This is a genomic window from Agromyces sp. NPDC057865 (assembly GCF_042796995.1).
GTDB lineage: Bacteria > Actinomycetota > Actinomycetes > Actinomycetales > Microbacteriaceae > Agromyces.
In genome coordinates, this window is the sequence record NZ_JBHVMJ010000002.1 from 114,651 (window position 1) to 127,649 (window position 12,999).

The 12,999-nt window shown below is 71.2% G+C and carries 11 protein-coding genes; all 11 read left to right on the plus strand.

Features of this window, described 5'->3' with window-relative positions; all coding sequences use genetic code 11:
- Positions 1 to 50 precede the first annotated feature (50 nt).
- The 11 genes from murC (at position 51) to hisD (ending at position 12,985) form a co-directional block, all read left to right on the plus strand.
- A complete protein-coding gene (murC, locus tag ACFVN5_RS08185) occupies positions 51 to 1,454 on the plus strand; it encodes a UDP-N-acetylmuramate--L-alanine ligase (RefSeq protein ID WP_376954483.1) in 1,404 nt (467 codons plus the stop codon).
- Between the two features lie 13 nt (positions 1,455 to 1,467).
- Positions 1,468 to 2,607, plus strand: a complete 1,140-nt coding sequence (locus ACFVN5_RS08190; protein WP_376954484.1) for an FtsQ-type POTRA domain-containing protein — start codon at positions 1,468 to 1,470, stop codon at positions 2,605 to 2,607.
- 222 nt (positions 2,608 to 2,829) lie between these two features.
- Positions 2,830 to 4,065, plus strand: a complete 1,236-nt coding sequence (gene ftsZ / locus ACFVN5_RS08195) for a cell division protein FtsZ (RefSeq protein WP_376954486.1) — start codon at positions 2,830 to 2,832, stop codon at positions 4,063 to 4,065.
- A gap of 31 nt (positions 4,066 to 4,096) precedes the next feature.
- Positions 4,097 to 4,768, plus strand: coding sequence for a YggS family pyridoxal phosphate-dependent enzyme (locus tag ACFVN5_RS08200; protein ID WP_376954487.1), 672 nt, complete (start codon positions 4,097 to 4,099; stop codon positions 4,766 to 4,768).
- A 33-nt stretch (positions 4,769 to 4,801) separates the two neighbouring features.
- Positions 4,802 to 5,284, plus strand: a complete 483-nt coding sequence (locus ACFVN5_RS08205; protein WP_376954489.1) for a cell division protein SepF — start codon at positions 4,802 to 4,804, stop codon at positions 5,282 to 5,284.
- 6 nt (positions 5,285 to 5,290) lie between these two features.
- Positions 5,291 to 5,608 (plus strand): YggT family protein, encoded by a 318-nt coding sequence (locus tag ACFVN5_RS08210; protein WP_376954490.1) that lies wholly within the window; start codon positions 5,291 to 5,293, stop codon positions 5,606 to 5,608.
- A 117-nt stretch (positions 5,609 to 5,725) separates the two neighbouring features.
- Positions 5,726 to 6,406, plus strand: a complete 681-nt coding sequence (locus ACFVN5_RS08215; RefSeq protein WP_376954491.1) for a DivIVA domain-containing protein — start codon at positions 5,726 to 5,728, stop codon at positions 6,404 to 6,406.
- On the plus strand, positions 6,396 to 7,082 hold the full coding sequence (gene lspA / locus ACFVN5_RS08220; protein WP_376954492.1) for a signal peptidase II: 687 nt from the start codon (positions 6,396 to 6,398) through the stop codon (positions 7,080 to 7,082). The genes ACFVN5_RS08215 and lspA overlap by 11 nt, the downstream gene beginning before the upstream one ends.
- A gap of 2 nt (positions 7,083 to 7,084) precedes the next feature.
- Positions 7,085 to 8,005 carry an RluA family pseudouridine synthase gene (locus ACFVN5_RS08225; protein ID WP_376954493.1) on the plus strand — a complete coding sequence of 307 codons (921 nt, stop codon included), beginning with the start codon at positions 7,085 to 7,087 and terminating at the stop codon, positions 8,003 to 8,005.
- A gap of 149 nt (positions 8,006 to 8,154) precedes the next feature.
- A complete protein-coding gene (dnaE, locus tag ACFVN5_RS08230) occupies positions 8,155 to 11,625 on the plus strand; it encodes a DNA polymerase III subunit alpha (protein ID WP_376955628.1) in 3,471 nt (1,156 codons plus the stop codon).
- A 46-nt stretch (positions 11,626 to 11,671) separates the two neighbouring features.
- Positions 11,672 to 12,985: a histidinol dehydrogenase gene (gene hisD / locus ACFVN5_RS08235; RefSeq protein ID WP_376954495.1), complete on the plus strand. Its 1,314-nt coding sequence runs from the start codon at positions 11,672 to 11,674 to the stop codon at positions 12,983 to 12,985.
- The last annotated feature ends 14 nt before the right edge of the window (positions 12,986 to 12,999 follow it).

Below are 12,999 nucleotides of genomic sequence, written 5' to 3' on the forward strand. Positions count from 1 at the left end.
GCAACGCACGCATCGCTTCGCACCCATCGCCCCGAGGAAGAACCGCCGCAGTGACCATCAAGCCCGACCCCACCGCCCAGATCCCCGCCGACCTCGGCGCCGTGCACTTCGTCGGCATCGGCGGCTCGGGCATGAGCGGCATCGCCCGACTCGTGCTCGGCGACGGGCACCGGGTCACCGGATCCGACGTGCGCGACTCCGCGAACATCGCGGCGCTGCGCGAGCTCGGCGCCGTGGTCGCCATCGGGCACGACGCCGCGAACCTGCCCGACGACGTCGACACGGTCGTCGTGACGGGCGCGCTCTGGCAGGACAACCCCGAGTACCAGCTCGCGCTGCAGCGCGGCCTGCCCGTGCTGCACCGGTCGCAGGCGCTCGCGGCGCTCATCGGCGGCCGTCGTCTCGTCTCGGTCGCGGGCGCGCACGGCAAGACCACCTCCACCGGCATGATCGTGACGGGGCTGCTCGAGCTCGGCGAGGACCCGAGCTTCGTGAACGGCGGCGTGATCGCCGACCTCGGCGTGAGCTCGGCCGCGGGCGACGCCGAGCTGTTCGTCGTCGAGGCCGACGAGTCCGACGGCTCGTTCCTGCTCTACGACACCTCGATCGCGCTCATCACGAACGTCGACCCCGACCACCTCGACCACTACGGCTCACGCGACGCCTTCGAGCAGGCGTTCGTCGACTTCGCCGACCGCGCGCGCGAGCTCGTCGTCATCTCGTCCGACGACCCGGGCGCCACGCGCGTGCGCGAGCGGCTCTCGCACGGCAGCGTCGTGACGTTCGGCGAGGCGGCGGATGCCACGGTGCGCGTGCACTCCGTCGAGACCGACGGTCCCGTGGCCTTCGCGATCGACTACGACGGCGCGACCTACACCGCGCGCCTGCGCATCCCCGGACGCCACAACGCGATCAACGCGGCGGGCGCGTTCGCCGTGCTCGTCGGCCTCGGCCACGACCCGGCCGCGGCGCTCGCGGGCATCGAGCGCTTCGGCGGCACGGGCCGGCGCTTCGAGCTGCACGGCACCGTCGGCGGCGTGAGCGTCTACGACGACTACGCGCACCACCCGACCGAGGTCGCCGCCGCCCTGGCCGCGGCGCGCACCGTCGTGGGCGACGGTCGGATCATCGCCGTGCACCAGCCGCATACCTACAGCCGCACCCAGGCCTTCGCGCAGGAGTTCGCCGACGTGCTCGAGCAGTACGCCGACGAGACCGTGGTGCTCGACGTGTACGGCGCGCGCGAGGACCCCGTGCCCGGCGTGACCGGCGCGCTCGTCAGCGAGCGGTTCGCGGACGCCTCGAAGGTCGCGTTCATCGTCGACTGGCAGGAGGCCGCCGACCACACGGCGAAGATCGCGCGCGACGGCGACTTCGTGATCACGCTCGGCTGCGGCGACGTCTACCGCATCGTGCCGCAGCTGCTCGGCTCGCTCGAGCGGGAGCGCGAGTGAGGATGCCCCGCGCGTGAAGCGCCCCCAGGGCTTCGACCGGGCTCCCGCGCCGCGGGCGGCCGACCGCGGGGCGGTGCGGGGCCAGGGCACGTCGTCGTCCGACGCGACGTCGTCGTCGGGTGCTGCGCCGCCCGCCGCCGACCGCACCTCCACCGAGCCGATCCCCGTGGTCGTCGGCGCCCCGGTTCGCCCCACCGCCTCGAACCCCGTCGTGACCTCGCCGGCGCCCGCGGTGTCGCGACCGTCGTCGGCGACGAGCGCGACCGAGGTGCTGCCCGACCTGCGCGATCTCGGCGACCCGCGGGGGTCGGCCGGATCGCCGGGGGCGACCGACCTGCGCGACCTCGCCGGCGACGGCGTCGGGGGAGCCGCCGACGAACCTCGCAGTCCCCGCGCCGCGAAGCGCGCCCTGGCCGCCGCGGCACGCGAGCGACGCCGCTACGAGCGCCAGGAGGTGCGCCGCTTCACCAAGCGTTCGCGTCGCCGCCGGATCACCTGGGCCGTGGCCGTCGGCGCCGTGCTCGCCGTCGTCGCGGTGGTCGGCATCGGCGCGTACTCCCCGCTCATGGCCCTGCGCGAGGTGCGCGTCGAGGGCGCGCAGCGCATCCCGGCCGATCAGGTGCAGGGCGCGTTCGCGACGTTGCTCGGCACGCCGCTCCCGCTCATCGACGGCGCCGAGGTGCAGGCGGCGCTCGAGCGCTTCCCGCTCATCGAGACGTACGCGACCGAGACGATCCCGCCCGGCACCCTGGTGGTGCGCATCGTCGAGCGCACGCCCGTGGGCGTGATCGACACCGGGTCGGGGCTCGAGCTCGTCGACGGCGCGGGCGTCGTGATCGAACGCCCCGACGAGCGCCCGCCAGGACAGCCGCTCATCGAGGTCGAGGGCGGCGTGGCCGGTGCGGGCTTCCGCGCCGTCGCGGGAGTCGTGCGGAGCCTTCCGGCCGACGTGCGGGCGCAGCTCGCGCGCGCCACCGCGGACACCGCCGACGACGTGCGCCTCGAGCTCGAAGGCGGCGCGAACGTCGTGTGGGGGAGCGCGGAGGACTCCGCGCTGAAGGCCACGGTGCTCGCCGCGCTCATGCGCGCGGCGCCGCCCGACACGGTCGCGCAGTACGACGTGTCGGCGCCGACGAGCCCCGTGACGTCCTGAGCGCCGACGACTCCTGATCGCCGATCGGGGTCGAACGGGAGCCGGATCGTGCTCGAGGCGGGCTGATCGCAGCGTCCTTCGCCGACGGTTCGCGACACGCGGGGCGTCATTGCCGAGCCGTGCGCGACAGGCACCTACCTTCGAATCAGGAATTGCATACTCAGCAAGACTTTAACCTTCGACTAGAGGTTCAAGGTTCAGAGTTCGCACGGAGGGCCGGACATGTCGACTAACCAGAACTACCTCGCAGTGATCAAGGTCGTCGGCATCGGCGGCGGCGGTGTCAACGCCGTCAACCGCATGATCGAGCTCGGCCTGCGGGGCGTCGAGTTCATCGCGATCAACACCGACGCGCAGGCCCTGCTCATGTCGGACGCGGACGTCAAGCTCGACGTCGGCCGCGACCTGACCCGTGGCCTCGGCGCGGGTGCCGACCCCGAGGTCGGACGGCGCGCCGCCGAGGACCACGCGGAGGAGATCGAGGAGGCGCTCGCGGGCGCCGACATGGTCTTCGTCACCGCGGGCGAGGGCGGCGGCACCGGCACGGGCGGCGCTCCCGTCGTCGCGCGCATCGCGAAGTCGATCGGAGCCCTCACCATCGGCGTCGTGACGAAGCCGTTCGGCTTCGAGGGCAAGCGGCGCCAGACGCAGGCCGAGCAGGGCGTGGCCCGCCTGAAGGAGGAGGTCGACACCCTCATCGTCGTGCCCAACGACCGCCTGCTCGAGATCAGCGATCGTGGGATCTCGATGCTCGAGGCGTTCGCCACGGCCGACCAGGTGCTCCTCGCCGGTGTCCAGGGCATCACCGACCTCATCACGACCCCCGGCCTGATCAACCTCGACTTCGCCGACGTGAAGTCCGTCATGCAGGGGGCGGGCTCCGCCCTCATGGGCATCGGGTCCTCGCGCGGCGCCGACCGGGCGATCAAGGCTGCGGAGCTCGCCGTCGCGAGCCCGCTGCTCGAGGCATCGATCGACGGCGCCCACGGCGTGCTGCTCTCGATCCAGGGCGGCTCGAACCTCGGCATCTTCGAGATCAACGACGCGGCGCGCCTCGTCCAGGAGGCCGTGCACCCCGAGGCGAACATCATCTTCGGCGCCGTCATCGACGACACCCTCGGCGACGAGGTGCGCGTCACGGTCATCGCGGCGGGCTTCGACGGTGGCGAGCCGAACGCGAAGCAGCCGGTCGAGGCGAGGCGGACGAACTTCGTGCCGGCCGCGGTCGGCGCGGCGGTCGGGGCGGCGGTCGGCGGAGCCGCCGTCGGCGGGTCGTCGCTCGGTGGCTCGTCACTCGGCGGCGAGGCCGCCGACGTGATCGGCGAGATCGACATCGACGAGCTCGTCGAGACCGCCAACTGGGGCGAGGCGCCGACGGCGGCCGCCGACCAGATCGTCTCGGATCCCGCGTTCGAAGACGACGGCGACGACCTCGACATCCCCGACTTCCTCAAGTGATGCCCGAGCGGCGGGTCGTGCGGAGAGGTCGATGAGCGACCTCGCCGAACGGCTCGCCTCGGTGCAGGGCAGCATCGCGGATGCCGCGCGGGACGCCGGCCGGAACCCGCACGAGGTGACCACCATCGTCGTGACGAAGTTCCAGCCGGTGTCGCTCATCCGCGACCTCGTGGAGCTCGGCGTGCGCGACATCGGCGAGAACCGGCACCAGGAGGCGCAGCAGAAGGCCGCCGAGCTCGCCGACGACGACGTGCGCTGGCACTTCGTCGGGCAGCTGCAGGGCAAGAAGGCGCGGCAGGTGCGTGCGTACGCGTCGGCGATCCACTCGGTGGACCGGACGTCGCTCGTCGACGCGCTGCGGTCCGACGAGGCATCCGTCGACTGCTTCGTGCAGGTGAACCTGACGGACGACCCGAAGCGCGGCGGCGTGCAGCCCGACGACCTCGACGCGCTCGTGGAGCACGTGCTCGCCACGCCGGGCCTCCGGCTGCGCGGGCTCATGGCGGTCGCGCCGCTCGGCGAGCCGCCGCGTCCGGCGTTCGCCCGGGTGCGCCTGCTGTCGGAGCGCGTGCAGCGGATCGCTCCCGAGGCGGGCTCGCTGTCCATGGGGATGTCCCACGATTTCCGGGACGCCATCTTGGAGGGCGCGACACACCTGAGGATCGGCACTGCAATCACCGGCAATCGGCCGGATGCCGGTTAGCCTCGAAGAGACGGATCGAAGACGGAGGCAGCGATGTCGAACCCGCTCAAGAAGACCATGGTCTACCTCGGACTCGCCGATGAGGAGCTCGAGCACGAGGCAGCCCAGGCCGCGCCGGCGCCCGCTGCACCGATCGTGCACGCGGCGGCACCAGCCCCCGCACCCAAGACCGGAGCGGCCGTGACGCCGCTGCGCAAGCACCAGGTACCCCCGAGCACACCGCAGGCGGAGATGAACGAGATCCTCACCGTGCACCCGCGTCAATACCGTGACGCGCAGGTCATCGCCGAGTCCTTCCGAGAGGGAGTACCGGTCATCATCAACCTCTCGCAGATGTCGGACGGCGACGCGCGTCGCCTGATCGACTTCGCGAGTGGACTTTCGCAGGGCCTCTACGGCAAGATCGAACGGGTGACGAGCAAGGTGTTCCTGCTCTCGCCGGCCCACGTCGTGGTGTCGGGCGAGGCGGGCGAGGCCGACGGAGACGTCGACGCGTCCTTCTTCACCCACGCGTAGCCGCTTGTGGGCGCACTGGCCGTCGTCTGGAACATCCTCTACACGCTCCTGCTCATCTACTTCTTCGTGATGTGGGCGCGGTTCGTGCTCGACCTGGTGCGCACGTTCAATCGCACCTGGCGTCCACGCGGATTCTGGCTCGTGCTCGTGGAGGTCATCTACAGCGTCACGGATCCGCCCGTGCGCTTCTTCCGGCGGCTCGTGCCGCCGATACGCATCGGGCAGGTCGCACTCGACCTCGGGTGGAGCCTGGCCATGCTGCTCGTCATCGTCGCCATGACCGTGGTGTCCTGGCTGGCGGCCGGAGCCGCGGCATCCGGCTGACGATCTCCTGCGAGGGTGGCACGCCGTGACGTTCGGCACTGCGGCCCTCATGAGGTCTTTGCTACCGTTAGCAGAACGTGATCGAAACGGTCCGACAGATTCGAGGGATGGGAAGCCATGGCGCTAACTCCGGAAGATGTGGTCAACAAGCGCTTCCAGGCGACGAAGTTCCGGGAGGGCTACGACCAGGACGAGGTCGATGACTTCCTCGACGAGGTCGTCGTCGAGCTCCGCCGGCTGAACGGCGAGAACGAGGAGCTGCGCCAGCGCCTGGCCGCGGCCGAGGCCCGTGCCGCGGACGCGTCGAAGAGCGCTCCCGCCGCGCCGGCCCCCGCCGCGGTCTACACCGAGCCGGCCGCCCCGCCGCCCACCGTCGCCGTGCCGACGCAGGCGCCCGCCGCGCCGCAGTCCGAGCTCGACGAGCAGACCTCGACCACGAACCTCCTGCAGCTCGCCCGCCGCCTCCACGAGGAGCACGTGCGCGAGGGCATCGAGAAGCGCGACGCGCTGATCGCCGAGGGCCACGCCACCGCCGCGCGCGTCGTCGCCGAGGCCGAGGCCAAGCAGCGCCAGCAGATGGGCATCCTCGACCAGGAGCGCATCGCGCTCGAGAAGCGCGTCGACGAGCTCCGCGTGTTCGAGCGCGACTACCGCGCCAAGCTGAAGAGCTATATCGAGGGCCAGCTGCGCGACCTCGACACCGCCGCGCCGGTGCAGGTCTCGGGCAACCAGGGCTTCTCCTCGGGCATCCCCGCCGAGCAGACCCCCGCTCCGACCTTCCAGGGCTTTGGCGGCTGAGCGGGCCGCGAAGGTCGGCACCACCGCTGCGCTCCTCATCCTGCTCGGCGCCGCCCTCGCGGTCTACGGGCTCGACCAACTGAGCAAGTACCTCGTCGTCACGAACCTCACCGAGGGTGAGGTCGTGCAGGTGCTCGGACCGGTGCTGCAGTGGCAGTTCGTGCGCAACCCCGGTGCGGCCTTCTCGCTCGCGAGCGGCATGACGTGGATCTTCACGATCCTCGCGGCCGGCGTCATCACGTTCATCGTGTGGTTCGCCCGCCGCATCCACTCCGTCGCGTGGGCGCTCGTCTTCGGGCTCCTGCTCGGCGGCGTGCTGGGCAACCTCACCGACCGGCTCCTGCGCGAGCCGAGCTTCGGACTCGGCCACGTGATCGACTTCATCTCGACCCCGTGGATGCTGCCGGCGATCTACAACGTCGCCGACATCTCCATCGTGTCGAGCATGGTGCTCTTCATGATCCTCACGATCCGCGGCGTCGGCCTCGACGGCACTCGTGAGTCGAAGCGATCGGATGCCGCGCGCGACGCGGAGGCCGAGGTCGACGCCGAGGCGGGCTCCGGTCCCGACGCGGCGGCACCCGGTGCGGCGACGGCCGACGGCGTCGACGGCGCTCCGGCCACGGGCGACGGCAGGACCCCGCTCGCGGGCACGCAGCTCGCCGCCGAGTCCTGAGCATGGAGCATCGCTCGTTCCCCGTGCCCGACGGGCTCGACGGCGTGCGCGTCGACCAGGGGCTCGCGAAGCTCCTCGGGTTCTCGCGCACCCAGGCCGCGGACATCGCGGCCGCCGGGGGAGCCGCGCTCGACGGCGCCACGGTCGACAAGTCCGATCGGCTCCGCGCCGGTGCGTGGCTCGAGGTCAGCTGGGAGCCGCCGCGCACCCTCGAGGTGGTGCCGGTCGCCGTGCCCGACCTCGGCATCGTGCACGACGACGACGACCTCGTGGTCGTCGACAAGCCTGCGGGCGTCGCGGCGCATCCGTCGCTCGGCTGGGACGGGCCCACGGTCGTCGGCGCCCTCGCCGCGGCCGGCTTCCGCATCTCGACGTCGGGCGCGCCCGAACGGCAGGGCGTGGTGCACCGGCTCGACGCCGGCACGAGCGGGCTCATGGTCGTCGCGAAGTCCGAGCGCGCCTACACCGAGCTGAAGCGCCAGTTCCACGACCGCGAGGTCGAGAAGATCTACCACACGGTCGTGCAGGGGCACCCCGATCCGCTGGCCGGCACGATCGACGCGCCGGTCGGCCGCCACCCGAGGTCGGAGTGGAAGTTCGCCGTCACGGCCGACGGCAAGCACGCGGTCACGCACTACGAGACCATCGAGGCGTTCCCGTTCGCGTCGCTGCTCGAGGTGCACCTCGAGACCGGCCGCACGCACCAGATCCGCGTGCACATGGCGGCCCAGCGGCATCCGTGCGCCGGCGACGCCATGTACGGCGCCGACCCGACGCTCTCGGCGAGGCTCGGCCTGACCCGGCAATGGCTGCACGCGAAGGAGCTCTCGCTGACGCATCCGGGGACCGGCCACTGGACCACCTTCGAGTCGGAGTACCCGGCCGACCTCGCGCACGCGCTCGACGTGCTGCGCGGCGACTGAGGCGACCACGGGCGAGGGCGCGTCCTGCCCTCCGCGTCGCAGGGTCGCCGTAGACTCGGAGCACCCCCGAGATCCACCCGCAGTACCTGATGAGGAGCCCCGTGGCCGCCGATTCCTTCGTCCACCTGCACGTCCATTCCGAGTACTCGATGCTCGACGGCGCCGCTCGGGTGGGGGAGCTCATCAAGGCCGCGCAGGAGCAGGAGATGCCCGCGGTCGCGATCACCGACCACGGCAACGTGTTCGGCGCCTACGACTTCTGGAAGCAGGCGACCGACGCCGGCATCAAGCCGATCATCGGCACCGAGGCGTACATCACGCCGGGCACGGCGCGCGGCGACCGCACCCGCGTGCGCTGGGGCAACGGCGGTGAAGACGACGTGTCCGGCTCCGGTGCGTACACGCACATGACCCTGCTGTCCGAAACGACCGAGGGCATGCACAACCTGTTCCGGCTCTCGAGCCGCGCCTCGATCGAGGGCTACTACTTCAAGCCGCGCATGGACCGCGAGCTGCTCTCGCAGTACTCCACCGGGCTCATCGCCACGACCGGATGCCCCAGCGGCGAGGTGCAGACGCGCCTGCGGCTCGGCCAGTACGACGAGGCGGTGAAGGCGGCATCCGAGTATCGCGACCTCTTCGGCCGCGAGAACTACTTCGCCGAGATCATGGACCACGGGCTCGGCATCGAGAAGCGCATCATGGACGACCTGCTGCGCCTGGCGAAGCAGCTCGACCTGCCGCTCGTCGCCACCAACGACCTGCACTACACGCACGCGCACGACGCGAAGAGCCACGCGGCGCTGCTCTGCGTGCAGTCGGGCTCGACGCTCGACGACCCCAACCGCTTCAAGTTCGATGCCGACGAGTTCTACCTCAAGACCGCGGCCGAGATGCGGCACCTGTTCCGGGACCACCCCGAGGCGTGCGACAACACCCTGCTCATCGCCGAGCGGGCGAACGTGCAGTTCAACACGAGCGCCAACTACATGCCGCGGTTCCCCGTGCCCGAGGGCGAGAGCGAGGAGAGCTGGTTCGTGAAGGAGGTCGAGCGCGGCCTCCACGTGCGCTACCCGAACGGCATCCCCGACGACGTCCGCGCGCAGGCCGACTACGAGGTCGGCGTCATCTCGCAGATGGGCTTCCCCGGGTACTTCCTCGTGGTCGCCGACTTCATCAACTGGTCGAAGCGCAACGGCATCCGCGTCGGCCCGGGCCGCGGCTCGGGCGCCGGCTCCATGGCGGCCTACGCCATGCGCATCACCGACCTCGACCCGCTGCGGCACGGGCTCATCTTCGAGCGCTTCCTCAACCCCGATCGCGTGTCGATGCCCGACTTCGACGTGGACTTCGACGAGCGCCGGCGCGGCGAGGTGATCCGCTACGTCACCGAGAAGTACGGCGACGAGCGCGTCGCGCAGATCGTGACGTACGGCACGATCAAGGCGAAGCAGGCCCTCAAGGACTCGAGCCGCGTGCTCGGCTTCCCGTTCGGCATGGGGGAGAAGCTCACCAAGGCGATGCCGCCCGCGATCATGGGCAAGGACATCCCGCTGTCGGGCATCGTCGACTCCGCCCACCCGCGCTACAAGGAGGCGGGCGACATCCGCGCGCTCATCGAGACGGATGCCGAGGCGAAGACGGTCTTCGACACGGCGCTCGGCCTCGAGAACCTCAAGCGCCAGTGGGGCGTGCACGCCGCGGGCGTCATCATGTCGAGCGACCCGCTCATCGACATCATCCCGATCATGAAGCGGGAGCAGGACGGCCAGATCGTCACGCAGTTCGACTACCCGGCGTGCGAGTCGCTCGGCCTCATCAAGATGGACTTCCTGGGGCTGCGCAACCTCACGATCATCGACGACGCCCTCGACAACATCGAGGCGAACCGCGGCTTCCGCCCGGTGCTCGAAGACCTCGAGCTCGACGACCCCGAGGCGTACGCGCTGCTCTCGCGCGGCGACACCCTCGGCGTGTTCCAGCTCGACGGCGGCCCGATGCGCTCGCTGCTGCGGCAGATGAAGCCCGACAACTTCGAGGACATCTCCGCCGTCATCGCGCTGTACCGTCCGGGCCCGATGGGCGCGAACTCGCACATCAACTACGCGCTCCGCAAGAACGCGCTCCAGCCCATCACGCCCATCCACGCGCAGCTCGAGGAGCCGTTGAAGGACATCCTCGACACGAGCTACGGCCTCATCATCTACCAGGAGCAGGTGATGGCGATCGCCCAGCGCGTCGCCGGGTTCTCGCTCGGACAGGCCGACATCCTGCGCCGCGCGATGGGCAAGAAGAAGAAGTCCGAGCTCGACAAGCAGTACGAGGGCTTCTCGAAGGGCATGCACGACAACGGCTACTCGGATGCCGCGGTGAAGACCCTGTGGGACATCCTGCTGCCCTTCTCCGACTACGCGTTCAACAAGGCGCACTCGGCCGCCTACGGCGTGCTCAGCTACTGGACCGCGTACCTCAAGGCGCACTACCCGGCCGAGTACATGGCGGCCCTGCTCACGAGCGTCGGAGACGCGCGCGACAAGCTCGCGCTCTACCTCAACGAGTGCCGCCGCATGGGCATCAAGGTGCTGCCGCCCGACGTGAACGAGTCCATCGGGTTCTTCGCGGCCGTCGGCGACGACATCCGGTTCGGGCTCGGCGCGGTGCGCAACGTGGGCTTCAACGTGGTCGACGCCATCCGGGCCGCGCGCGAGGCGAAGGGTCGGTTCGAGTCGTTCCACGACTTCCTGAAGAAGGTGCCGATCCAGGTCGCGAACAAGCGCACCGTCGAGTCGCTGGTCAAGGCGGGCGCGTTCGACTCGCTCGGGCACACGCGCCGGGCGCTCGTCGAGATCCACGAGGGCGCGGTCGAGTCGGCCGTGAAGGAGAAGCGGGCCGAGGAGGTCGGCGACGTCGGCTTCGACTTCGACAGCCTCTTCGAGGACCACGAGCGCGAGGCGGCGCCGTCGCTCGTGCCCGACCGGCCCGAGTGGGCCAAGCGCGACAAGCTGGCGTTCGAGCGCGAGATGCTCGGGCTCTACGTCTCCGATCACCCGCTCGCCGGGCTCGAGGCGCCGCTCGCGAAGCACGCGTCGACCACCATCACCGAGCTGGTGTCGTCGGATGCCACGCAGGACGGCGAGACCGTCACGATCGCCGGCCTCGTCACGAGCGTGCAGCACCGCGTGGCCCGCCAGAGCGGCAACCAGTACGGCATGATCCAGGTCGAGGACTTCTCGGGCGAGATCACGGTCATGTTCATGGGCAAGGCGTACCAGGAGTTCGCGCCCGGGCTGCGGGGCGACTCGATCGTCGTCGTGCGCGGTCGCGTGAGCCTCCGCGACGACGGCATGAACCTGCACGCCTACAGCGTGTTCTCGCCCGAGCTCGGCCAGGGCGACGAGTCCGGTCCGGTCGTCATCTCGCTGCCCGACGTGCGCGCCACGACCGACACGATCACGGCGCTCGGCGACGTGCTCATCCGGCACGCGGGCGACACCGAGGTGCGGCTGAAGCTCGTGAAGGGCCGCACGGCGCGGGTCTTCGAGCTGCCGTACCCGGTGAAGGTCACCGCCGACTTCTACGGCGAGATCAAGAGCCTGCTCGGCCCGAACTGCCTGGTGTGACGTCGACCGCGGGCCGGGGTCGCCCACGTCGGTACGCTGGATGATCATGCTGCGCACCATCGACCTCCGCGGAACCCGCCCGTCCGTCTCCGAACTGCTCGGGCTCGTGCCGCGCGCCGCGATGGACGTGTCGGCCGCGTACGACATCGCGCGGGGGCTCATCGACGACGTACGTCGCGACGGGTCCGCGGCCCTCGACGACCAGGCCGACCGGTTCGACGGCGGACGCCCGCCGTCGGTGCGCGTGCCGGCCGACGAGCTCGCAGCCGCGCGCGACGCGCTCTCGCCCGAGGTGCGCCGCGCGGTCGAGTCGACCATCGAGCGCGTCCGCGCCGCGAGCGCGGCGCAGGTGCCCGCGCCCGTCGTCACCCGCTTGGGAGACGGCGCCGTGGTCGAGCAGCGCTGGCAACCCGTCGAGCGCGTCGGGCTCTACGTCCCGGGCGGCAAGCTCGTCTACCCGTCGAGCGTCATCATGAACGTCGTGCCCGCCCAGATCGCCGGCGTGCGCTCGATCGCACTCGCGTCGCCGCCCCAGGCCGCGTTCGGGGGTCGCATCCACCCGACGATCGCGGGCGTGGCGGCCCTGCTCGGCATCGACGAGGTCTACGCGATGGGCGGTGCCGGCGCGATCGGCGCGTTCGCCTACGGCGTGCCCGACCTCGGGCTCGTGCCCGTGCAGCGGGTGACCGGTCCGGGCAACGTCTTCGTCGCCGCCGCCAAGCGCGCCGTCGCGGGCGTCACGGGCATCGACGCCGAGGCCGGACCGACCGACATCCTCGTCATCGCCGACGACTCGGCCGACGCCGATTTCGTGGCCTCCGACCTCGTGAGCCAGGCCGAGCACGACGAGCTCGCCGCGGCCGTGCTCGTGACCGACGACGCCGCGTTCGCCGAGCGCGTGCGGGAGCGCGTCGCGGTCCGCGCCGATGCGACCCGGCACGCCGACCGCGTACGCACCGCCCTGACGGGCGCCCAGTCCGCCGTCGTGCTCGTGGACGACCTCGAGCAGGCCGCGGCGTTCGCGAACGCGTTCGGCGCCGAGCACCTCGAGATCCAGGTGCGCGACGCCGACGCCACGCTCGCACGCATCGAGAACGCCGGCGCGATCTTCATCGGGCCGTACTCGCCCGTGAGCCTGGGCGACTACGCCGCCGGCTCGAACCACGTGCTGCCCACGGGCGGCATGGCGCGCTACGCCTCGGGCCTGTCGGCCGCGACCTTCCTGCGCCCGCAGCAGGTCGTGCGATACGACGAGGCGGCCCTGCGCGAGGTCGCGCCGGTGATCGCGACGCTCTCCGACGAGGAGGGGCTCCCGGCGCACGGCGAGGCCGTGACCGCCCGGTTCGGCGAGCGTCCCTGACGGCGCCGCTAGGC